At 70.7% G+C, this 22,763-nt stretch carries 19 protein-coding genes and 1 CRISPR repeat array; of the genes, 7 read left to right on the top strand and 12 right to left on the bottom strand.

Going from position 1 to position 22,763, the window contains the following annotated elements; all coding sequences use genetic code 11:
* Window positions 1-77 precede the first annotated feature (77 nt).
* The 10 genes from BA895_RS01445 to dacB all read right to left on the bottom strand — a co-directional run bounded on the left by BA895_RS01445 (window position 78) and on the right by dacB (window position 10,532).
* The gene (locus tag BA895_RS01445; protein ID WP_070190269.1) at window positions 78-545 is read right to left on the bottom strand and encodes a DUF3180 domain-containing protein; all 468 of its coding nucleotides are present in this window, start codon (window positions 543-545) and stop codon (window positions 78-80) included.
* Window positions 542-1,447, bottom strand: coding sequence for a 2-amino-4-hydroxy-6-hydroxymethyldihydropteridine diphosphokinase (gene folK / locus BA895_RS01440; RefSeq protein ID WP_070190071.1), 906 nt, complete (start codon window positions 1,445-1,447; stop codon window positions 542-544). The genes BA895_RS01445 and folK overlap by 4 nt, the downstream gene beginning before the upstream one ends.
* Window positions 1,444-2,262 (bottom strand): dihydropteroate synthase, encoded by an 819-nt coding sequence (gene folP, locus BA895_RS01435; protein ID WP_070190268.1) that lies wholly within the window; start codon window positions 2,260-2,262, stop codon window positions 1,444-1,446. The genes folK and folP overlap by 4 nt, the downstream gene beginning before the upstream one ends.
* A gap of 47 nt (window positions 2,263-2,309) precedes the next feature.
* Window positions 2,310-2,882, bottom strand: coding sequence for a GTP cyclohydrolase I FolE (gene folE, locus BA895_RS01430; RefSeq protein WP_070190070.1), 573 nt, complete (start codon window positions 2,880-2,882; stop codon window positions 2,310-2,312).
* A 3-nt stretch (window positions 2,883-2,885) separates the two neighbouring features.
* Window positions 2,886-4,997 (bottom strand): ATP-dependent zinc metalloprotease FtsH, encoded by a 2,112-nt coding sequence (ftsH, locus tag BA895_RS01425; RefSeq protein ID WP_070190069.1) that lies wholly within the window; start codon window positions 4,995-4,997, stop codon window positions 2,886-2,888.
* A gap of 183 nt (window positions 4,998-5,180) precedes the next feature.
* Complete coding sequence (locus BA895_RS01420) at window positions 5,181-6,005, bottom strand: DUF1028 domain-containing protein (protein WP_070190068.1); 825 nt, start codon at window positions 6,003-6,005, stop codon at window positions 5,181-5,183.
* Between the two features lie 19 nt (window positions 6,006-6,024).
* Window positions 6,025-6,576 (bottom strand): hypoxanthine phosphoribosyltransferase, encoded by a 552-nt coding sequence (gene hpt / locus BA895_RS01415; protein ID WP_070190067.1) that lies wholly within the window; start codon window positions 6,574-6,576, stop codon window positions 6,025-6,027.
* A gap of 265 nt (window positions 6,577-6,841) precedes the next feature.
* The gene (gene tilS / locus BA895_RS01410) at window positions 6,842-7,840 is read right to left on the bottom strand and encodes a tRNA lysidine(34) synthetase TilS (protein WP_070190267.1); all 999 of its coding nucleotides are present in this window, start codon (window positions 7,838-7,840) and stop codon (window positions 6,842-6,844) included.
* Between the two features lie 14 nt (window positions 7,841-7,854).
* The gene (locus tag BA895_RS01405) at window positions 7,855-8,982 is read right to left on the bottom strand and encodes a zinc-dependent metalloprotease (RefSeq protein ID WP_070190066.1); all 1,128 of its coding nucleotides are present in this window, start codon (window positions 8,980-8,982) and stop codon (window positions 7,855-7,857) included.
* Between the two features lie 110 nt (window positions 8,983-9,092).
* A complete protein-coding gene (dacB, locus tag BA895_RS01400; protein WP_070190065.1) occupies window positions 9,093-10,532 on the bottom strand; it encodes a D-alanyl-D-alanine carboxypeptidase/D-alanyl-D-alanine-endopeptidase in 1,440 nt (479 codons plus the stop codon).
* 165 nt (window positions 10,533-10,697) lie between these two features.
* On the opposite strand from dacB, the gene BA895_RS01395 reads away from it, so the two are divergent.
* From BA895_RS01395 to BA895_RS01380, 4 genes are all read left to right on the top strand, one after another.
* The gene (locus BA895_RS01395; RefSeq protein ID WP_070190266.1) at window positions 10,698-11,216 is read left to right on the top strand and encodes an inorganic diphosphatase; all 519 of its coding nucleotides are present in this window, start codon (window positions 10,698-10,700) and stop codon (window positions 11,214-11,216) included.
* Window positions 11,217-11,270: 54 nt separating this feature from the next.
* Window positions 11,271-12,191, top strand: coding sequence for a TIGR03560 family F420-dependent LLM class oxidoreductase (locus tag BA895_RS01390; RefSeq protein WP_070190064.1), 921 nt, complete (start codon window positions 11,271-11,273; stop codon window positions 12,189-12,191).
* Window positions 12,192-12,263: 72 nt separating this feature from the next.
* Entirely contained in the window at window positions 12,264-12,713 is a 450-nt protein-coding gene (locus BA895_RS01385; protein WP_083282891.1) for a MarR family winged helix-turn-helix transcriptional regulator, read from the top strand.
* 19 nt (window positions 12,714-12,732) lie between these two features.
* Complete coding sequence (locus BA895_RS01380; RefSeq protein ID WP_070190062.1) at window positions 12,733-13,947, top strand: MFS transporter; 1,215 nt, start codon at window positions 12,733-12,735, stop codon at window positions 13,945-13,947.
* A gap of 128 nt (window positions 13,948-14,075) precedes the next feature.
* Here the strand turns inward: BA895_RS01380 and BA895_RS01375 are convergent, their stop codons facing one another.
* Window positions 14,076-15,407: a nitrate/nitrite transporter gene (locus BA895_RS01375; protein ID WP_070190061.1), complete on the bottom strand. Its 1,332-nt coding sequence runs from the start codon at window positions 15,405-15,407 to the stop codon at window positions 14,076-14,078.
* A 72-nt stretch (window positions 15,408-15,479) separates the two neighbouring features.
* Window positions 15,480-16,931 carry an NAD-dependent malic enzyme gene (locus tag BA895_RS01370; protein ID WP_070190060.1) on the bottom strand — a complete coding sequence of 484 codons (1,452 nt, stop codon included), beginning with the start codon at window positions 16,929-16,931 and terminating at the stop codon, window positions 15,480-15,482.
* Window positions 16,932-17,006: 75 nt separating this feature from the next.
* A CRISPR array of direct repeats spans window positions 17,007-17,239; the repeat unit is 29 nt; unit sequence AACCCCGCCACGGTCCGATCCCCGCGGCC.
* Window positions 17,240-17,285: 46 nt separating this feature from the next.
* Between BA895_RS01370 and BA895_RS01365 the strand changes: the two genes are divergently transcribed.
* The 3 genes from BA895_RS01365 (at window position 17,286) to BA895_RS01355 (ending at window position 22,700) form a co-directional block, all read left to right on the top strand.
* The gene (locus BA895_RS01365) at window positions 17,286-19,757 is read left to right on the top strand and encodes an HAD-IC family P-type ATPase (protein WP_070190265.1); all 2,472 of its coding nucleotides are present in this window, start codon (window positions 17,286-17,288) and stop codon (window positions 19,755-19,757) included.
* 150 nt (window positions 19,758-19,907) lie between these two features.
* Window positions 19,908-21,149 (top strand): MFS transporter, encoded by a 1,242-nt coding sequence (locus BA895_RS01360; protein ID WP_070190059.1) that lies wholly within the window; start codon window positions 19,908-19,910, stop codon window positions 21,147-21,149.
* Between the two features lie 135 nt (window positions 21,150-21,284).
* Entirely contained in the window at window positions 21,285-22,700 is a 1,416-nt protein-coding gene (locus BA895_RS01355) for a hypothetical protein (RefSeq protein WP_070190058.1), read from the top strand.
* The last annotated feature ends 63 nt before the right edge of the window (window positions 22,701-22,763 follow it).

Here is a 22,763-nt window from a genome sequence, read left to right as displayed (position 1 = left end):
GGCTCGGCGGAGAACCGAGTTGCCCGCTCGTCATGCGTCCGTGCGCGAAGTGCCGTTTGGCTCAAGGAGAATGTGTGTCAGGCCAGGTTCTCGTCGTCGTCGTCGCGCCGACGCAGTCGACACCACCGCTGCACGAGCATCCCGCAGACCGCCAGCAGCAGCGCCACCACGACGTGGGCCGTGAAGAGCCAGAGCCGCGAGCGCTGTGACTCGACGTCGCTGTCGGGCAGCAGCACGAGCACGTTCGCTGCGTACCAGCCGACCAGCACGGCGCCGGTGAGGGCTCCGGCCTGACCCAGCACGAGGGTTCGGGCCGCCCGTAGCGGGGTGATGTGGGACAGGGCCCGGCCGTCGCGAACCTGACGCACCTGCCAGCCCGCCGCGAGCAACCCTCCGCCGAGAAAGAGCATCGCCGCGAGGCCCACCCGACCCGGCTCGGGAACGCTGGAGCCGGCGAGCATGCGCAGCCCGAGCCAGGCGACGACCGTCGTGGCCAGGCCCGCGAGCACGAGCGTGGTGACGCGGACGCCGGCGTGCGGGGTCACGGCTGCTCCCACGCGGGGCCGGCGCGAACACCCGATCGGTCGAGCTCCGCAACGAGGCCGGCCACCGGGCGGATGCCGTCAACGCCGGGTGCGGTCCGCAGGGTGGCCATGGGGTCGGCGTCGCTCCACGGCACGAGCACGAAGGCCCGTTCCCCTGCTCGCGGATGAGGCAGCGTCAGGGCCGGGTCGTCGCTGAGCACCTCGTGACGGGAACCGGGTCGTCCGAACGCGATCAGGTCGAGGTCGAGGGTTCGCGCACCCCAGCGGATGTCGCGCGTCCGGCCGTGGTCGTGCTCGATGTCGTGCAGCGCTGCCAGCAGGGCAGCAGGAGACAGCGTCGACCGGCCGACGACCACGGCGTTCAGGTAGGGCGGTTGCTCCGGGCCACCGACGGGGTCGGTCTCGACGAGCGGAGAGACGCGCGTGACCGTGAGCCCGGCGAGCCCCCTCAGCGACCCGACCGCTGCCGCCAGCGTCTCGCCGCGGTCGCCGAGGTTCGAGCCGAGGGCAAGCACCACCGCGGGCGCGTTCGAGCGCTCGACCCGAACCTGCACGTCGGTGAAGGCGTGTCCGACGGGAGCCTGCGGCTTGTGCACCGCGACCTCGACGGCATCCACGAGGGCGTGGGTGAGCACGTCGTCGGCGATCACCTCGGCCAGCCTCTCGATGAGGTCGAACGACGGACCGGTGATGCGTTCGACGACCGCCGTCGCGACCTCGGCGTAGCTGACCGTGGTCTCGAGCGCGTCAGAGCGGCCGGCCGGGGCGAGGTCGAGAGTCATAGCGACGTCGACGACGAAGGTCTGGCCGTCGCGCTTCTCGAAGTCGAGCACCCCATGGTGACCGAACGCCGAGACGCCCTGTAGCAGGATGCGATCGGTGGGGCGGGTCGGGTCTGTCACTGGGCGGCGTCCTCGTCGGGAAGGTGGCGCACGGCCGTCTCGACGACTGCGAGGGCCCTCACGGTCGAGGCGACGTCGTGCACTCGCACACACCACAGGCCGGCCATGGCCGCCATCACTGACGTCGCCGTCGTCTCGAGGTCGCGCTCGGGAGCCGGCCTCGGTGAATCGTGCTCAGCCCGCCCCAGACGGCCCAGGAAGGCCTTGCGGGAGGCGCCCAACAGAATCGGCTGGCCGAGGTCGTGCAGCTCTGGAAGGGCGGCCATCAGGGCCCAGTTGTGCTCGGCATTCTTGGCGAAGCCGAGACCGGGGTCGAGCACAAGCCGCTCAGCGTCGAGCCCGGCGGCCAGCAGCTCGTCGCGGCGCACCCCCAGCTCGTAGAGCACCTCGCCGACGACGTCGGTGTAGATGGCGCGCGACTGCATGTGCGTGCTGTGGCCGCGCCAGTGCATGGCGATGTAGGGCACGCCTGCCTCCGCGACCCAGGGAACCATCTCGGGGTCGGCAAGGCCGCCGGACACGTCGTTGACGATGGCCGCACCCAGCTCGACGGCCACGCGAGCCACCTCGGCCCGCATCGTGTCGATCGACACGACCGCACCGTGCTCGACGAGGTCGGACACGACGGGAGCCACCCGGCGCAGCTCTTCCTCGACGGAGGGGCGTTCGGCACCGGGACGGGTCGACTCGCCGCCGACATCCACGATGTCGGCTCCGGCCTCGAAGACCTCACGACCGTGACCCAGCGCGGCGACCGGTTCGAACCACTCGCCTCCGTCGCTAAAGGAGTCGGGGGTGACGTTGACGACCCCCATGACGAGGGTGCGGTCACGCTGGGCGAGCAGCTCGGCAGCGCCGGCGCTCACCGGTTGCTCTGGAGCATCAGCGACATGGCTTCAGCTCGAGTGGCCGGGTCGCGCAGCTGGCCGCGCACCGCCGACGTGATCGTGCTGGCGCCGCTCTTGCGGATGCCGCGCATCGACATGCAGAGGTGCTCGGCCTGGATGACGACGATCACGCCCTGCACGTCGAGGTGCTCGACGAGGGCGTCAGCGATCTGTGAGGTGAGCCGCTCCTGAACCTGAGGCCGGCGCGCATAGACGTCGACGAGGCGGGCCAGCTTCGACAGGCCGGTGACCCGTCCGCTCTTGTTGGGGATGTAGCCCACGTGGGCCACCCCGTGGAACGGCACCAGGTGGTGCTCACACGTGCTGTAGAGCTCGATGTCGCGCACGATGACGAGTTCCTGGTGGTCGATCTCGAAGGTCTTGTCGAGCACCTGGTCGGCCCTCATGTCGAGGCCCGCGAAGATCTCGGCGTACGCCCGCGCCACCCGACCCGGTGTGTCGACCAGGCCCTCACGGTCTGGATCTTCCCCGACGGCCAGCAGCAGCTCACGAACGGCTGCCTCGGCACGCGCCTGGTCGACGGCCATGTCTTAGCTCCGCTCGCCCGGGTTGACCGGCCGGTCGTCGGGCACCTCGACGATCTCGGCCGGGGGGTGCTCCTCGGCCAGAGGGTGCGCACCCACCGAGGCCGCCTCGTCGATCTTCTCCTCCATGCTCCGGTCGGGGGCGACCGGCGGAGGCAGGTGACCGTTCTGCGTCGGGCCGTGCCCGTTGCGCGTCGCGGCGATCTCAGCCGGTGTGAGCACAGGAGGCCGGTTGCTGAGCTGACGCGTCTGGCTCGAGAGCCAGGTCGGGCGGGGCGCCTGCTTCGTGATCGGCTTGAACAGCTCGGCGAGCTCGTGGGCGTTGAGCGTCTCGCGCTCGAGCAGCTCGAGCACGAGGGTGTCGAGCACGTCGCGGTTGGCGTTGAGGGCCGAGTACGCCTCGTCATGGGCGGCCTCGATCAGGCCGCGCACCTCCGCGTCGACGATCGCGGCGATCTCCTCCGAGTAGTCACGCTGGTGGCCCATGTCACGGCCGAGGAACACCTCGCCGTCGCTCTGGCCGAGCTTGATGGCTCCGATGCGCTCGGACATGCCGAACTCGGTGACCATCTTGCGGGCCATGCCGGTGGCCTTCTCGATGTCGTTGCTGGCACCGGTCGTGGGCTCGTGGAAGACGATCTCCTCGGCGACTCGCCCGCCGAGGGCGTAGGCCAGCTGGTCGAGGATCTCGTTGCGCGTCGTTGAGTACTTGTCGTCGAGCGGCATGACCATCGTGTAGCCGAGGGCCCGGCCGCGCGGCAGGATCGTCACCTTGGTGACGGGGTCGGTGTGGTTGAGCGAGGCAGCGACGAGGGCGTGGCCACCCTCGTGATAAGCCGTGATCTTGCGCTCCTTGGCCGACATGATGCGGGTGCGCTTCTGCGGGCCGGCGATGACACGGTCGATCGCCTCGTCGAGGGCGTAGTTGTCGATGATCTTCTTGTCGCTGCGGGCGGTCAGCAGCGCGGCCTCGTTGAGCACGTTGGCCAGGTCGGCGCCGGTGAACCCGGGCGTACGACGGGCCACCGCGAGCAGGTCGACGTCGCCGGCCATCGGCTTGCCCTGCGAGTGCACCTCGAGAATGCGGTGCCGGCCGATCATGTCGGGGCTGTCGACGGCGATCTGGCGGTCGAAGCGACCCGGGCGCAGCAGGGCCGGGTCGAGGATGTCGGGCCGGTTGGTCGCCGCGATGAGGATGACGTTCGTCTTGACGTCGAAGCCGTCCATCTCGACGAGCAGCTGGTTGAGGGTCTGCTCACGCTCGTCGTGACCGCCGCCCATGCCGGCGCCACGGTGCCGGCCGACAGCGTCGATCTCGTCGACGAAGACGATGGCGGGCGCGTTGGCCTTGGCCTGCTCGAACAGGTCGCGCACGCGGCTCGCGCCCACGCCGACGAACATCTCGACGAAGTCGGAACCGGAGATGGAGTAGAACGGCACGCCGGCCTCACCGGCGACAGCGCGCGCGAGAAGCGTCTTGCCCGTTCCGGGCTGGCCGTAGAGCAGCACGCCCTTGGGGATCTTGGCCCCGACGGCGAGGAACTTCGCGGGTTCCTGCAGGAACTCCTTGATCTCGTCGAGCTCCTCGATCGCCTCGTCGCAGCCGGCGACGTCGGCGAAGGTGACCTTCGGAGTGTCTTTGTTGGCGAGCTTGGCTCGGGACTTGCCGAACTGCATCACCTTGTTGCCCCCGCCCTGCATCCGGCCCATCAGGAACCAGAACAGGCCGAGCAGGATGATGATCGGCAACATGAACGACAGCAGTGAGCTCAACCAGCTGGGAGAGTCGATCTGGTCGGTGACGCCCTTGGGCGGAGCCGCCTTGTTGAGGGCGTCGACCACCTGGGTTCCGCGGGCGTCGACGTAGTAGGCGTAGACGCTCTTGGCGTCCTTGACCTCGCCGTCAGGAGAGGTGTACGCCGTCTTCAGGGTCAGCTGCATCTGCTCGTTGTTGAGCAGCTTGGCCGACTCGACGTTGCCCGACGTGATCTGCTTCATGGCCGCCGACGTGTCGATGCGGGGCGGGCCCGAGCTGGAGAAGAGCATCCCGAAGACGAGCGCGGCGACGAGCACCAAGATCCACACCAGGGGTGTGCGTAGTATCCGCTTAGCGTCCATGTACCTGCGGGGCCGTTGGCCCCGGTCCTCCTGCTCGTCAGATGAGTTGATCCACCGGCACAACGTCCGGCCTGTCACCAGTGTTCCGCATTCGTGCTCGTCGTGACGAACTCGTGCCACATCACCACGACCAGCCAGGCCGGCTGAACCCGGTTCATCAGGTTCGCTCAGCTTCGGGCCGGGTCAGGCTCGGGTGGCGCGCAGAGCCTCGAGCACGCGGGAGTCGATGCCGTCGGGGCTCAGCCGGGTCTCGTAGTTGACGTGCCCGGCCCAGTCGGCCAGGGCGACCGGCAGGTCGTCGGCCACGTAGCCCGCATCGGCGAGCAGGCCGCGAACCTCCTCGGCGAGATCAGCGTGAAGCGGCTGCACGTTCTCGGGCCGGCCGAAGTACATCTCCCATTCGGAGAGCAGCCGGGTCAGCTCACCCACCGGGTCGCCGTGGTCGTCGACGCGCAGGTCGGCCAGCACACCGCAGGCGTCGTAGCCCGCACCGGGCTCCACGGCATACATCGCCGCACTCTGACGCCCGCGCGAGTCGCCGCCGGCGTCGTCGCCGGCCACCAGCGCCGCGAGGAGCCGCTGCGCGAACGGTCGACCGGCCGACGCGCGCCAGGCCGACTCCATCGCCGCCACCACCTCGGGCCCGGTGAGGATGTTGCCCTGGATGGCGTAGGCGCTCTCGCCCTCGTCGTGCGCGGTGCCGCCCGCCCAGGAGAGGCAGTCGGCGCCCGTGAAGGTCGCGGCGCTGCTCTGCCCGACCACCCCGACCTGACGCGTCGCGCTCTCGTCGTCGGCGACGGTGGCCACCGCGAGCGCGTCGTCGGCGGCCTCGCCTGAGCGCAGCGCCCCGATCAGCTCGTCGAGGTAGGCGACGCGAGCGGAGGCCTGGGTCGCCACCGCTCCGACCCCGTTGACCGCCGCGGGCACGACCGCGCCGACGGCGAGGAACTTGCTGGCGACGGCGACACCGTAGGCCTCGCCCTGGCGGGCCACGATCGAGAAGGTCATGACGAGGCCGCCTGTCGTCTCACTCGTACACGTGGGGGGCGAGGGTGCCGACGCAGCGCAGGTTGCGGTACTTCTCGGCGTAGTCGAGGCCGTAGCCCACAACGAACTCGTTGGGGATGTCGAAGCCGACGTACCTCACCGGGATGTCGACCTTGACGACGTCGGGTTTGCGCAGCAGCGTGCAGATCTCGACCGAGGCCGGGTTGCGCGACTCGAGGTTCGCCTTGATCCACGACAGGGTCAGCCCCGAGTCGATGATGTCCTCGACGATCAGCACGTGCTTTCCGGTGATGTCGGCGTCGAGGTCCTTCAGGATGCGCACGACCCCTGAGCTCTTCGTGCCGGAGCCGTACGAGCTGACCGCCATCCAGTCCATCGGCACGGTGCCGGGAAGGGCCCGCATGAGGTCGGCCATCACCACGACGGCGCCCTTGAGCACGCCGACGAGCAGTACGTCCTTGCCTTCGTAGTCGCGCCAGATGTCGACCGCCAGCTCACCGAGCCGGGCCTGGATCTGCTCCTCGGTGAGCAGAACCTTTGCGAGGTCGTCTCCCATGTGCTCGTGGTCCACGAACGACTCCTTGGCTGGGCAGGTGGTGCGGGACAGGCAGTGGGCGTGACCATTCAACCCCACCCGCCGTCGGCTCGTCAGGCGGTGGTGTCAGAGCGTGCTGCAGCCTCGCCCGCCACGCGGGGCCTGAGATCCCTCAGGCCGCACCCTTGGCTGGGTCACGTACTCGGTTTGCGACCCGGTTGGCGACGCGGTTGGCGACCCGGTTTGCGACCTGCTAGGCCGGCTGCCGGATGCCGGAAGCGGCCTACCGGGTCAGTCGGGTTCAGGCGTTCGCCGGGTCGCGCAACGGCGTGAACCGGATCGTGCCCCGGTCGCGCGCGACGGCGATGCCACCGGGCACGTGCAGCGGCCCCTGACCGTGCCACGAGGTGAGCAGGGCATCGAGCGACTCGACGTGGGCCGCGCTCACATCGGCGAGCGGGGCACCGGCCTCGGCGGCGAGCAGACGCCACACGCGGGTGCGGATGGCCCGCGGCAGGGCGGCCAGCGCGTCGAGGTCGACCCCCGGGTGGCCATCGGCGTCGGGAAGGTCGGCTCGCGCCCTGACGGCGAGGGTCTCGAGGTAGTCGGCGTCTTCGCGCAGCAGGTCGGCGCTGCGGGCGAGCGCCGCTCCGAAGCCGGGGCCGAGGTCGGCCTCGAGGGTCGCGAGCAGCCGACGCGCCCGAACCCGCCGGAACGAGTCGTCGCTGTTGTGGGGGTCCTCCCACGGCTCGATGCCGTAGGCCGCACACGCCGCCAGGGTCGTGGCCCTAGGCAGGGCCAGCAGCGGCCGAACGAACCGGTCGCGGCGCACCGGCATCCCGGAGAGCGAGCGCGCCCCCGAGCCGCGCGCGAGCCCGAGCAGCACCTGCTCGGCCTGGTCGTCGCGCGTGTGACCGACGAGCACGAGCGCGGCCCCGAGCCGGTCGGCGGCAGCGTTGATGGCGGCGTAGCGGGCCGTGCGGGCATCGGCCTCGAGCCCCGAACCCGTGGTTCGCACCTGCGCCGTGACCACCTCCACGGGCGTCAGGCCCATCTCGCGGCAGAGCGTGGCGGCCTCGTCGGCCACGTCGTCAGACCCCGGTTGGAGGCCGTGGTCGACGACCACGGCCCCGCAGCGCAGACCGGCGCGGGGGGCCTCGAAGGCGAGCGCCGCCGCCAGCGCGATGGAGTCGGTGCCGCCGGAGCAGGCGACGAGCAGCAGGGCTCCCTCGGGAACGTCGGCGAAGTGCTCACGCACCGCGAGGCGGGTGGCGGCCACGGCCGGGTCAGGACCAGCCATCTCAGGCCCGCCCTTCATCCGTGCACCCGCCGCACCCACGCGGCAGGGTCGAGGATCTCGGCGGGCTGGGGCAACGACTCGGCCGAGTGCCACACGGCGTTGAAGCCGTCGCGGCCGACCCGGTCGGTGACGGCCCGCACGAAGGCGGCACCGTCGCGGTACTGACGCATCTTGGCCTCGAGACCGAGGAGACGGCGCAGGATGCGGTCGATCCCGACCGCACCGGTGCGCCGCTGGTCGAACTTGCGGCGGATCTCGGCGACGGAGGGAATGACCCTGGGGCCCACGTCGTCCATCACGACGTCGGCGTGGCCCTCGAGCAGCGACATGACGGCCGTGAGCCGGGCGATCCGGGCCTTCTGCTCCGGGGTGGCGAACAGCTGGGCGATCCCTTCACCAGAGCTGAACACGTCGGAGATGTTGCGGGTCAGGTGCTCGAAACGCTTGGTCAGGTCTTCGGGTGTCGGGGCGAGGTCGACCGCGAGCCCCTGCGACTCGTTGACCAGGTGGTCACGCAGCCACGGCACGGCGGTGAACTGGAGTCGGTGGGTCTCCTCGTGCATCGCGACCCAGCGCCGGAAGTCGTGCGGGTCGACCTGCAGCTTGCGCTCGGTGGCGACGATGTTGGGCGCGACGAGCAACAGTCGCGGGGTGCCTCCGGGCGCGAGGTCGTACTGGCCGAGCACCTTGCTCGACAAGAACGCGAGCAGGCCACCCATCTCGGCCCCGGTGACCTTGCCGCCGATCGCGGCCGCTGCCGGGCTAGGTGACGACTTGCCCGTGGCGGCCAGCTTGTCGACGACCGGGTCGAGCAGCGCCCGGAAGGAGTCGACGTTCGCACTGATCCAGCCCGGGCGGTCGACCACGAGCGCGGCCGGAGCCCCGTCCGGTGCGTGCAGGTCGCTCGTCTCGGCCACCGGGGCGGTGGCCTCGGCCGCGGCCGCGCGCAGGTCGGCGACGATGTCGTTCGCCTCGGCGCTCGTCACCGCAGGACCGGCCTTGACGAGGGTGCGGCCGGTCTTCTTCGCGAAGGCGTAGTCGACGTAGGCCGACCGGGACGCGCCAACGGCTACCGTGCTGCCCCGCTCCGCCCCGTGCGACCGCCCCGCGGATGGATCGTTCGCGACGGTCGTCTCGGTCATGCCAGCCCCTTTGGTCGTGCATCACACCCGCTCGACGAGCCGAGGATTCGGGACGTCACGGTCTCCACGCTTTCATACCCAGCGGTCGTGCTCCCCGCGCCGTTGCACCCTCAGGGGACTGCGCGGCATCCGCACGAGGCGATCACGGCTACGAAACGGTCCAACGCTGCCCGGGCCTCGTTGGTTCCCGCCCCGGCGACCAGGCCCGAGTACACGAGCAGCCGTCCGTCGTCGTCGACGACACTGCCGGCGAGCGCACTGACGCCGGTCAGGGTGCCCGTCTTGGCCCGGGCCCGGCCGGCCGCGGGGCGGGTGGCGCCACCGTCGAAGCGGTCGGCGAGCGTGCCGGTGAGGCCGGCGATCGGGAGGCCGTCGAGGGCGGCGCGCAGCACCGCGTGCCGGCCGTCGTAGCCGAGCACGAGCAGCTCGGTGAGCAGGTTGGCGGTGACCCGGTTCTCGCGGGAGAGACCACTGCCGTCTCGCAGCACGATGCCCTTCGTCGCGAGACCGAGCGAGCCCACCTTCGAGACCACCCACGCTCCGGTGCGGGCGAACCCGTCGGCGGCGTCGGTGTCGATGCCCGAGCGGAACGCCGCCTGCCGGGCCAGGATCTCGGTCAACGCGTTGTCGGAGTCGGTGATGGCCAGGGCGAGCTGGTCGCGCACGGGCGCCGACTCGACGCTGCCGTAGGCGCCGTCGGTCTCGACCCGAGGCTTTGCGGGTTTCGTCGACACTGTGACCTGGAGGCCGCGTTCGCGCAGTCGCTTCGCGAACAGGTCGCGAGTCGATGCGACCGGGTCGGCGGGCGACGCCTTGCCGGCCGTCTCTCGCTGGTCGGAGCGGCCCAGCATCGCGACGGCGGCGGTGATGCCGAGCGGACGGAAGCCGGCTCCCCAGGTCGGGGCCACGGGCGGCCCGGCGGCATAGGTGGTGTCGACCGAGAGGGTCACCGACGTCAGCGCCTTGGCTTTGAGGCTCTTCGCCACCTGCCCGGCGAGGTCGGCCAGCCCGGCCCGGCCGGCCACAGCGTTGGGGTCGCCCTTGCCGGGAGCAAGCAGCGAGTCTCCGCCGGCCACGAGCACGATCTCGCTCGGGCCGACCCCGGCCACGACGCGGGTGCGCAGCGTGGCGCCCGGCGCGAAGGTCTGCCCGATGGAGGCTGCGGAGAGCAGCTTCGTGGTCGACGCGGGGGTGCGCAGCAGGTCACCGTCGCGGTCGTAGAGCACGTCACCGGTCTGGCCGTCGCGCACCACCAGGGAGGAGTCGGACAGGGCGGGCAGCGCCGTCACCGGCCCGAGCCTGCCCCGGATGCCGGCCACGTCGGGTGCTGCGGAGGCACCGCTGAGCGGGGGCAGCGGCATCCCGGCCGAGGTGGTCGGGGTGGGCTGGGGAACGAGCGGCAGGGTGCGGGTTCCGGGGGTCTCGGTGGGTGGGGGTGGCGGGGCTGGGGCCGTCGTCAGCAGTCCAGGGGCGAGGTCGGCGGCGTCGAGAGCGGCGTACCCGGCGACGAGCACCCCGACGGCAGCGAGAGCGGCCCAGGCACGCTTCATCGGGCCACCTCCCTCCTTGGTCTCGGGCCGGCACGTTCGCCAACGGCCGGGGCATGCTGCCACACTGTCGCGGGAGATTCTGTCAGCAGCAGCCTGATGTGGGCAGGGCCGGTCGTCATCGCGACGACCGGGAAGCCATCACAGGGCACACACGAAGGGGAAGACGTGGAGTTCGACGTCACCATCGAGGTCCCGCGCGGCCAGCGCAACAAGTACGAGATCGACCACGCGACGGGCAGGGTGCGCCTCGACCGCTACCTCTTCACGCCGATGGCCTACCCGGCCGACTACGGCTACATTGAGGACACCCTCGGCGAGGACGGCGACCCGCTCGACGCCCTGGTGCTGCTGCCCGAGCCGCTCTTCCCGGGTGTCGTCGTGAAGGCGCGTCCCGTCGGTATCTTCCACATGACCGATGACTCCGGCGGCGACGACAAGGTGCTGTGCGTGCCGGTCGACCCGCGCACCGAGCACCTTCAGGACCTCGGCGATATCAGCCGCTTCACGCTCGATGAGATCCAGCACTTCTTCGAGAACTACAAGACCCTCGAACCGGGCAAGTTCGTCGAGGCCTCCGACTGGGCCGACTGCGCGGCGGCCGAGAGGGTCATCGGCGAGGCCATCGTGCGCGCCACCGAGCAGGGACTGTCAACAGCGCGCTGGGCGATGCCACAGGGTCACTGAGCCGCCCGCGCTCCCCCGCGCTCCCCCGCGTCCCGGGGGGGGCAGGATGGGCTCATGGACCTGCGCATCTTCACCGAGCCCCAACAGGGCGCGACCTACGACGAGCTGCTCGCCGTGGCGCTTGCCGCCGAGCAGCTCGGCTTCAGTGGCTTCTTCCGCTCCGACCACTACCTGCACATGGGCGGCGACGGTGGGCCTGGGCCGACCGACGCCTGGACCACCCTCGCCGGGCTGGCTCGCGACACGACCACCATCAGGCTGGGCACGCTGGTCAGCTCGGCCACCTTCCGGCTGCCCGGGCCCCTGTCGATCCAGGTCGCCGGGGTCGACCAGATGAGCGGCGGCCGGGTCGAGCTCGGCCTGGGCGCCGGGTGGCACGAGGCCGAGCACGAGGCCTACGGCATCCCGTTCCCGGCGGTCGGCGAGCGCTTCGACCGCCTCGAGGAGCAGCTCGCGGTGATCACCGGCCTCTGGGCGACCCGACCCGGCGAGACCTTCAGCCACGCGGGCGCCCACTACCCCGTGGTCGACTCCCCCGGCCTGACCAAGCCGGTTCAGGCCGGCGGGGTGCCGATCATCATCGGCGGCGGGGGCAAGCGGCGCACCCCCTCGCTCGCCGTTCGGTATGCCGCTGAGTTCAACGCCGGGTTCCAGCCCGCCGCCGCGACCGGAGAGCTGTTCGCCCGGGTTCGCGAGATGGCGCAGGAACACGGCCGCGACCCCGGCGACCTGGTCTACTCCTCGGCCCAGGCGGTGTGCCTCGGCAACGACGACGCGACCCTGCGGCGTCGGGCGGCGGCGATCGGGCGTGACCTGGATGACCTGCGCGAGAACTCCCTGGCCGGTACGGGCGAGCAGATCGCCGAGAAGCTGGCCGCCTTCGCGGCGGTCGGCACCGAGCGGATGTACCTGCAGGTGCTCGACCTCGCCGACCTCGACCACCTGACCGAGATCGCCGACGCCCTCCTGCCCTGACCCGGCTCGCCCCACCCCTCTCTCCGACGGCGGCCGGTTGCGATACATAGATTATCTATGTATCTTGATCTGGTGATCGAGACCGACAGCCTGGGCAACGACCTGTTGCGCTCGGCCGCGCGCCTCTCGCGTTGGGCCAGCCGCAATGCCTCGTTCGACGTGCCGTTCGCGCAGGCCCGGCTGCTCGCCCTGGTCGACGAGCTCGGCCCGTCACGCGTCAGTGTGCTCGCCGCCGCCGACCACAGCAGCCAGCCCACCATCACCACCCAGCTGCACAAGGTGGAGGCCGCCGGCTGGGTGCGCCGTGAGGGCGACCCCGACGACGCGCGGGCCAGTGTCGTCTCACTCACTGAGGCCGGCCAGGCCGCCCTCGCCGGGGTGCGACGGGCTCGCCTCGCCGTGCTCGCCCCCGCGCTCGACCAGCTCGACGACACCGGCCGTGACCGGATGCGCGTCGCCGTCGAGGTCATCAACGAGCTGCTTCGGGCCGCTACCGAAGCCACAGACCACACCACCTCCTGAAAGGACGGATGACCGTCGCATGTTGCGTCAATCCAAGACCGTCTGGTCAGTCGCCTTCGCCTCCGTGATCTCCTTCATGGGGATCGGGCTCGTCGACCCCATCCTCAAGCCGATCGCCGACCAGCTCGGTGCGAGCCCCTCCCAGGTGTCACTGCTGTTCACCAGCTACCTCGCCGTCACCGGCGTCGCGATGCTCGGCACCGGATGGGTCAGCAGCCGTATCGGCGCCAAGCGCACCCTGCTCGTCGGGCTGGCCCTGATCATCATCGGCGCCGCGTTCGCTGGCAGCCAGGACACCATCGGCGGCATCGTGGCCTTCCGTGCGCTCTGGGGCCTCGGCAACGCGCTCTTCATCGCCACCGCCCTCGCAACGATCGTGAACGCGGCATCCGGCTCGGTGAAGCAGGCGATCATCCTCTACGAGGCCGCGCTGGGCGTCGGTATCGCCACCGGCCCGCTGCTCGGCGGCTGGCTCGGCAGCATCTCGTGGCGCTGGCCGTTCTTCGGCGTCGCCATCCTCATGGCCGTCGCCTTCATCGCCACCGCCACCAGCCTCCCGAAGACCCCGAGGTCACCGCAGACGACCTCGTTGACGGCCCCGCTGCGAGCGCTGGGTCACCGCGGGCTGCTCACCGTCGGCATCACCGCGCTGCTCTACAACTTCGGCTTCTTCACCCTGCTCGCCTTCACCCCGTTCCCCCTGGGCCTCGGGGCGCAGCAGATCGGCTTCATCTTCTTCGGCTGGGGCCTGCTGCTCGCCCTGACCTCCGTGTTCGTCGCCCCGTGGATCCAGCGCAAGGTGGGCACTCTGGCCGCCATCTCTGGCGCTCTGCTCGGCTTCGCGGTCATTCTCGCCGCGATGGCACTCGGCACCGACAGCAAGACCGTGCTCGTGGTCGGGGTCGTGCTGTCCGGAGCCTTCCTCGGGGTGAACAACACGCTCATCACCGAGACCGTCATGAAGATCTCCCCCGTCGAGCGTGGTGTCGCCTCGGCCGCCTACAGCTTCGTGCGCTTCGGCGGCGGGGCCGTGGCGCCCTGGCTCGCCGGCACGCTCGGCGAGAAGTCGATCCACCTCCCGTTCTGGGTCGGCTCGGGCGCCGTGGTGCTCGCCGTGCTGGTGCTGCTCACCGCGAAGAGCATCTTCCGCATCCTCGACGCCGAGCCCGGCCACGGCGCCGAGCCGGTCACCTCGCGGGTCGAGGCCGAGGCCTTGTCGGTCGGCGACGCCTGAGGCCCCATCCCGCCAACACACCGAGTAACCACCAACTCACCGGGTAACAACCCGGTGAGTTGGTGATTGCTCGGTGTGTTGCGTCAATGCAGCTGGGTGGCCGGTCGAGGATGCCGCTGGGCCGGCGCTCAGTGGAAGGTGACCGGCTTGCCGGCCTTGATGTCGGCGTACCCGTCGGGGTCGGCCGCGAGCGCCGCCCGGCGAGCCCGACGACGGAACCGCAGGATCATCACCAGGCCCAGGGCCCACACCGGATACTGCACCGTCATCGCGACCCGGAAGGCGTCGACGTCCCAGGTGGAAGGGCCGCCCGGGGCGACGCGGTCGAGCACGATGCCGACCATCGCGACGCCAGCGAGGGTCGCGATGAACCCCCCGGTGTTGACGATGCCGGAGGCGCTGCCGATGCGGGTCGGAGGGTTGAAGGTGCGCGCCAGGTCGAAGCCGATCATCGAGCCGGGGCCCCCCACGGCGATCACCACGACCAGGATCACCAGCATCCAGGTGGGTGCCCGACCGGGCCACAGCAACACCGTCGTCCACGCCACGATCGCGGCCGCGACGATGCCCAGCACCAACGTGCTTCGAGAGAACGGGAAGCGCATCGTCATCGTGCCGATGATCGGGCTGGAGACCATGGCCGTCGCCGTCATCGCCATGAGCAGCACACTCGCCGTCGCCTCCGAGAGCCCCTCCCCCGCGACGAGGAACGGGAAGCCCCACAGCATCGTGAACATGTTCGCGGAGAACTGGGACGTGAAGTGCGACCACAGACCGAGCCGGGTGCCGGGCACGAGCCAGGCCTGCTTCAGGGTGCGGGCGATGGCGCGCAACCGCAGCTCGTCGCGGCGCTGGTCGGCGTACGGGCTGTCCTTGACGACGATGACGAGCAGGATGCCGGAGATGACACCGAGAGACGACGCCACAGCGTACGAGGGGGTCCAGCCGAACCGGTGCAGCGAGAACGCGAGCGGCCCGGCCGCGGCCAGCGCCCCGATCTGACCGAGCAGGCCCGTCATCTGGGTGACCATGGGCGTGCGGCGCGGTGAGAACCAGAGCGCCACGAGACGCAGCACCGAGATGAAGACCATCGCGTCACCCATGCCCAGCAGCACCCGGCAGACGAGCGCGGCCTCGAAGGAGTCGACGAAGGCGAACGCGAACTGCGACACCGTGAGCAGGGTCAGGCCGACCCCGAGCAGCTTCTTCGACCCGAACCGGTCGAGCAGCGCCCCGACCGGAATCTGCATCGCCGCATAGATGGCGACCTGCACGATGGTGAAGGTCGAGAGCTGGGCACTGCTGATACCGAAGCGTTCAGCGGCATCCAGACCGGCCACCCCGAGCGAGGTGCGGTGGAAGACGGCGAGCACGTACACCAAGATCGCCGTACCCCAAACCGCCCACGCGCGGCGCCCGTCGAGGGCGTAGCGCTGGGCAGGCCGGTCGTGCTGGGTCATGCTGGCCTCACGGACGTGCGGTTCTCAGACGTGCAGATCTCAGACGTGCGGATCTCGGACGAACAGCCCTTCTCAGTCGATGGCGCTCGTGGCCGCCGACTTGGCCGCCGGCGCCTTGGGCACGCAGTCGACAATGGCCTTCGCGACGGTCTTGGCCATGTCGGGCTGGAAGACGCTGGGAATGATGTAGTTCGCGTTGAGCTGTTCGTCGGTGACCACCGAGGCGATGGCCTCGGCCGCCTTGATCAGCATCTCGGTCGTGACGTCGGTGGCCCGTGCGTCGAGCAGCCCGCGGAAGACCCCGGGGAAGGCCAGCACGTTGTTGATCTGGTTGGGGTAGTCGCTGCGACCGGAGGCGGTGACGGTCGCCTTCTGCGTGGCGAGGTAGATGTCGACCTCGGGGTCGGGGTTGGCCAGGGCGAACACGATCGGCTTCTCGCCCATCTCGTCGATCCAGTCGGCATCCATGATGTTGGGGGCGCTGACGCCGATGAAGACGTCAGCTCCCTGCAGGCCGTGACGGAGCGTGCCAGTGAGCCCGCGGGGGTTGGTCTTCTCGGCCAGGCTCTTCCACGCCGGGGTGAGAGTGTCATCGGCCTTGTTGAGCAGTCCGGCCCGATCAGACACGGTGACGTCGACCGCGCCGGCCGCAAGCAGCAGCTGCACGATCGCCGAGCCGGCGGCCCCGCCACCCGAGACGAGGATCTTGGCGTCGGGCAGCGGCTTGTCGATGAGCCGCAGGGCGTTGGTCAACGCTGCGAGCACGACGATGGCGGTGCCGTGCTGGTCGTCGTGGAACACCGGGATCGAGAGCCGCTCGCGCAGCTTCGCCTCGACCTCGAAGCAGCGGGGCGAGGAGATGTCCTCGAGGTTGATGCCTCCGAAGCCGGGCGCGATGAGCTCGACGGTGCGCACGATCTCGTCGACGTCTTTGGTGTCGAGGCAGATCGGCCAAGCGTCGATGTCGGCGAACCGCTTGAACAGCGCCGCCTTGCCCTCCATCACGGGTAGCGCGGCCATCGGGCCGATGTCGCCGAGGCCCAGCACGGCAGTGCCGTCGGTGACGACCGCGACCGAGTTGCCCTTGATCGTGAGGCGGCCCACATCTTCTGGGTGCTCGAACAGAGCCTGGCTCACGCGGCCGACACCGGGCGTGTACGCCATCGCGAGGTCTTGCCGGTTGCGCATGGGCACCTTGCTCTCGACGCTGATCTTGCCGCCGAGGTGGAGCAGGAACACGCGGTCGCTGACCTTGTGCACGTGCACACCTTCGAGCGTCTCGACCGCGTCGACGATCTCGCCGGCGTGGTCGGCGTTCGACGCCGAGCAGGTGAGGTCGATGACCAGTCGGTCGGGGTGGGAGTCGACGATGTCGAGGGCGGTGGTGATGCCACCTCCGTCGGCCACCTTCATCGCAAGCGCCCCGATGACGGCAGGATCGGTGCCGGCGTGGATGCGCATGGTGATCGAGTAGGACGCCGCTGTGGCGCGGGCACGATTCTTCGACTCTGACACGGAGGTCATCCTGTCACGAATCGACGCAGGCGCACTCCCGCATCTCGCGCCCCGTGGTGCGGGGGCGCGCGTCCCAGCACCCCGATGCCCGCCACGGTCCGATCCCCGCGGCCGGATGCCGCCCCCGACCCCACCAAACCCCGCCACGGTCCGATCCCCGCGGCCGGATGCCGGGACCAACCCCACCAAACCCCGCCACGGTCCGATCCCCGCGGCCCCACCGGCATCCACGCCGACAACCCCGCCACGGTCCGATCCCCGCGGCCAGATGCCCCCACGACCCCACCAAACCCCGCCACGGTCCGATCCCCGCGGCCCACCGGCATCCCGGACCGCTGCGTGGTCGTGGGCGAGGATGTCGTCGTGACGACTGCCCGTGAGACCACTGCCGAGCGCCAGACGGGGCTGACCAGCGCCGAGGTGGCGGACCGGGTGGCCCGGGGCCAGGTCAACGCCCTCACCGAACGCACGTCGCGCTCGCTGGCGGAGATCTTCCGGGCCAACGTGCTGACCCGGTTCAACGCCATCCTCGGCGCCCTCTTCGTGCTCGTCATGGTCACCGGCTCGTTCGCAGACGGGCTCTTCGGCGGCGTGCTCGTGCTCAACTCGGCGATCGGGATCGTGCAGGAGTACCTCGCCAAGCGCAAGCTCGACCGGCTCGCGCTGCTGAACTCCCCCACGACGAGAGTGGTGCGCGACGGTCAGATCATCGACGTGCCGACGAGCGAGGTCGTGCTCGACGACCTCATCGAGCTGCGCACCGGCGATGAGGTGCCCGCCGACGGCCCCCTGACCAGCGCGAACGGGCTCGAGCTCGACGAGTCGAACCTCACGGGTGAGGCCGACCCCGTGCCACACGCCGCCGGTGAGCAGGTTCGCTCGGGCACCACCGTCGTGTCCGGCTCGGGCCGGTACCGCGCGAGGGCGGTGGGAGCCGACGCCTACGTCAACAAGATCGCGGCCGATGCCCGCCGTTTCACCCGCACGAGGTCGGAGATCCAGGACTCGGTCAACACCCTGCTGCGGTACATCACCTGGGTCATCGTCATCGCCCTGCCCGTCGCGTTGTGGTCGCAGTGGCGCGCCGTCGGTGAGCAGGGCTGGCGCGAGGTGGTCATCCGCTCGGCCGCCGGCGTGGTCGGGCTGGTGCCCGAGGGCCTGGTGCTGTTGACCTCGGTCGCCTTCCTCCTCTCGGCCGTTCAGCTGACCCGCCAGCAGGTGCTCGTGCAGCAGCTTCCGGCGGTCGAGGGCCTGGCCCGGGTCGACGTCGTCTGCGTCGACAAGACCGGCACCCTCACGATCGGCGACATCGCGTTCGAGCAGCTGCACCCGCTGCCGCGTCGCGAGGCCGACGCCGACGCCGACGCCACCCGTCAAGCGCTCGGAGCGATCGCCGACGACCCGTTCGCCAACGGCACCCTGTTGGCCATCGGTCGCGCCATCGCCCCCCCCGGCTGGACCCGCACCCACAGCGTCGCCTTCAACTCGACCCGCAAGTGGAGCGCGGCCACCTTCGAGGGACACGACACCTGGGTGCTCGGAGCCCCCGAGGTGCTGCTCGCTCACTGCGCGACCAGCGGCAGCCGGCCGGGCGACGGCCCGCCCAGCGACGGCATCCGTCAGCAGGTCGCCCACCTGGCCGCCTCGGGCCGCCGCGTCGTGATGATCGCCCGCAGCCCGCAGCCGCTCACCGAGACGGAGTTGCCGGACGACCTCACCCCGGCCGGGCTCGTGACGCTGACCGAGCAGGTGCGCCCCGACGCCAGGGAGACGTTCGCCTACTTCGCCGAGCAGGGCGTGGCGGTCAAGGTCATCTCGGGCGACAACCCGGCGACGGTCGCGGCGGTAGCGCGCGAGGTCGGCCTCGATGTCGGCGAGCCGGTCGACGCCCGCACGCTGTCTGACGACCCCGACTCCCTGCGCGAGGTGCTGCGCACCGCCAGCGTCTTCGGTCGGGTCAGCCCCGAGCAGAAGCGCGCCTTCGTGCACGCCCTGCAGGCCGACGGGCACGTGGTGGCGATGACCGGTGACGGGGTCAACGACGCGCTGGCCCTCAAGGACGCCGACATCGGTGTCGCGATGGGCAACGGAGCCCAGGCCACCAAAGCCGTCGCCGAGCTCGTGCTGCTCGACGGAAAGTTCTCGCACCTGCCCCGGGTGCTCGCCGAGGGACGCCGGGTCATCGCGAACGTCGAGCGCGTCGCCAACCTCTTCGTGGCCAAGAACGCGATGAGCCTCGTCGCGATTCTTGCCGCCGCGATCGCCCTGTTGCCGTTCCCCTTCCTACCGCGCCACCTGAGCCTCGTCTCAGCGGTCACGATCGGCATCCCCGCGTTCTTCCCCGCGCTGGGGCCGACCCCCCGCCGCTACGTTCCCGGCTTTCTCGGTCGGGTGTTGCGGTTCGCCGTGCCGGTGGGAGTCGTGGCAGGGGTGTCGGTGTTCGCCTCGTACCTCATCGCGAACCGCAACTACGGCGTTCCCGGCGAAGAGTTCCTGAGGCGGTGCACGGTGGCGCCCGGCCAGTCGACGGTGCCCGACCACGCCTGCTGGCAGACCGGCACCGGGGCGACCATCACCCTGCTCGTCGTCTTCTTCGCCATCCTCATCGTGCTCGCTCGACCTTTGGCCGCGTGGAAGGTCGTGCTCGTCGGGTCTCTCGTCGCCGTGGCCGTTCTCGCGTTCGTGCTGCCGGCCGGCCGCGAGCTCTTCGGGTTCGACGCCCCGGCCGGTCTGGTCTGGCAGTCGCTCGCGGTCGGCGCCGTGGGCGCGGGTGCGGTCGAGCTGGTCCACCGCTTTGCCCCCGGTCCCGGCCCGAGCCGGCACGACGGCGGATGAGAGCCGCCGCATCGAGGGTCGGCGACGACTTGGGCCAGCCCGACCCTGGCTCGTAGACTGGCGGTGCACAGGGATCCGGTGTGCCTGAAGGGCGGGTAGGCACACACCCCTTTCGCGTACCCGCGAAGGTCTCTCGTCCCGGAGCCGCCCGTGTCACCGATCGACTCGTACCGCCGCCTGTTCAACCTGACCGGCACGACCTACGTCGTGGTCGCGTTCCTCGCTCGGATGCCGCTCGCGATGAGCCAGCTGGGCATCCTGCTGCTCGTGGCCGGCCAGACCGGCAGCTACGGCGCGGGGGGCTTCTGTGCGGGTGCCCTCGCCGTGGCCAATGCCGTCGGCGCCCCGTTCTGGGGGACGCGTGCCGACCGTCTCGGCCAACGGCGAGTGGTGGCGTTCCAGTCGCTGTCCGGGGCCACCGCCCTGATCGTGGTGCTCCTCGTCGTGCACGCCGAGCTGCCCTGGGGGATGGCTGCCGCCGCGAGCGCCGTCACCGGGCTGCTGCTGCCCCAGATCGGCCCCCTGGCCCGGGTGCGTTGGCGCCCGATCACGGCCGACGCGGGCTTGTCGCAGGGCCGCCTCGTCGACGTCGCCTTCTCGTACGAGGGCGCCGCAGACGAAGCCTCGTTCGTGCTCGGGCCGGCCCTGGTGGGCCTCGGCGTCTCGGTCGCCAACCCGACGGTGGCGCTGGTGATCGCAGCCGTCGGCCTCGGCGTCTTCGGCACCTGGTTCGCGCTGCACGACACGGCACGAACGACCCACGCGGCCACGGCGAGCGCCGGTGCCTCGACGGGGCGCCTGCTCACCCCCGCTCTCCTCGTGCTGTGCGGCGCCCAGCTGCTCATCGGCACGGTGTTCGGCTCGGTGCAGACCGGCACGACGGTGCTCGCCACCGCCTCCGGCTCACCCGGGCTGACCGGCTACTTCCACGCCCTGCTCGGGGTGGGCAGCGTGGCCGCGGGCCTGGGCATGGCCGCGCTCCCGGCATCCTTCTCGCTGCCGGCCCGGCTCCGCTGGTTCGCCATCAGCCTGCTCGTGCTCACCGCCCCGCTGCTGCTCGTCAACTCCCTCGGCGGCCTCGTTCCGGTGCTGCTCGTGCTCGGCTGCACCATCGCCCCTTACGTGATCACGACCTTCACCCTCGGCGAGCGGGTCACCCCGCCCTCACGCACCGGAGCCGCCATGACGATCCTCGCCGCCGCGACCGGGCTCGGTTACGCGATCGGCGCTGCCGCCTCTGGTCGGCTCGCCGACTGGGGCGGCCACACCCCTGCGTATGCCGTCACCGTCGGCGCGGCGGCAGCCGCAGTGCTGCTGTCATGGGCGTGCTCCGGCATCCTGCGTGAGAGCGAGCGCGAGGGCAACGCCGCGGCCGAGGGTTCGACCGCCTGACCCGGCTCGGTCGCCCACCCTCAGCGTGCACGATCGGCCGTTGTGACCGAAACGTCACTAATTTCACCGGCTGGGGTAGTTCATCAGGGTTACCTTCAGCCGTCACCCATCGGCCGGACGAAAGAACACCCACCCATGCGCACGTCGATCCTGCTCGGCGCCACCGCCGCGCTCACCCTGGCCGCGAGCCCCCTGGCGGTCGCCACCGCATCGCCGGTCCCCGCGGCGAGCCCGACCGCCACCAGTGCCACCACTGCCACCACTGCCACCACTGGCGCCTACACCTCCGTCAGACCGGCCCGCATCCTCGACACTCGCTCGAAGAACGGTGTCACCACCACGTCTCCGGTCGGGCCCGGAGCCACCGTGAGCCTGCAGGTCAGCGGTCGCGGGGGCGTGCCGGCATCCGGCGTGTCAGCTGTCGTGCTCAACCTCACGGCCGTCAACCCGACGGCCGCGGGCTACCTGGCCGCCTACCCGGCCGGCAGGGCGTTCCCGGGCACCTCGAGCGTCAACTTCGGCAAGGGCGGCACGCGCGCCAACCTCGTCACCGTCCCCCTCGGCAGCGGCGGAAAGCTGAGCATTCGCAACGCGACCGGCTCCACCCACGTGCTCGCCGACGTCACCGGCTACTACCTGAGCGGGTCGACGACGGCGACCGCCGGCAGCTACGGCTCCTACCAGCGCTTCGAACCCTTCCGCGCCGTCGACACCCGTACCGCGGAGTGGGGCAAGAGCCCCCTCCCCAGCGGGAAGTACCTCACCGTTCCGCTCGACATCGGGCCGGAGTACAGCCTGCACGTCAAGGCGGTCGCCGTGAACATCACCTCGGTGGCGCCCACGGCGCCCGGCTACCTCACGGCCTGGGCCGGCGACAGCGACAACCGCCCGGGCACGTCGACGGTCAACTACCTGCCGAAGCAGACAACCCCCAACATGGCGGTCGTCCCCGTCAGAACCTGCACCGACTGCGCCGACTACCCGGTCAAGGCCTTCGACATCGACAACGTCAGCAAGGGCAGCTCTCACGTCATCGTCGACGTGGTCGGCTTCTTCGACGACGACACCTCGGGTCTGGGACTGCGGTTCAAGAGCATCGACCCCAAGCGGATCGTCGACACCCGCGTCGGCAAGGGAATGACCAAGCTCGGCGCGGGTCAGACCAAGACCGTCGCCACCCCGTCAACCGTCGCCGGGCCAGACACCGGCGCGATCGTCGCCAACGTCACCGGGGTGCTGCCGACCGCAGACACCTACCTGACGTTGTGGAGCAGCCTCAGCGGGGTGCCCCGTCCGGCCGTGAGCAACCTCAACCCGGCCAAGGGCACGATCGCGGCCAGCATGGCCATGGTGGGCGTGGCCAGCACCAACGCCTTCAAGGTGTTCAACGGTTCCGGCTCGACCGACGTCATCATCGACGTCACCGGCACGATGGAGTACTACGAGGCGACCCCGGCCCCCGGTGCACGGCGCTCAGTCGCGGCCGAGCGTGAGCAGTCGGGTGGCCTGACGGCGCGTGTTCCGAGCGGTGGGCGCGCCCAGACCCGCTGAGCCGAGCCGCGGGCCGTTTTCTACGGGCCACGAGCACGGGCCACGAGCAACGATCCGCAGCCG

Source organism: Humibacillus sp. DSM 29435, from assembly GCF_001758225.1.
Taxonomy (GTDB): Bacteria; Actinomycetota; Actinomycetes; order Actinomycetales; family Dermatophilaceae; genus DSM-29435.
Note: the sequence above shows the minus strand (reverse complement) of the source record. Positions and strands in the feature narration are given on the sequence as shown.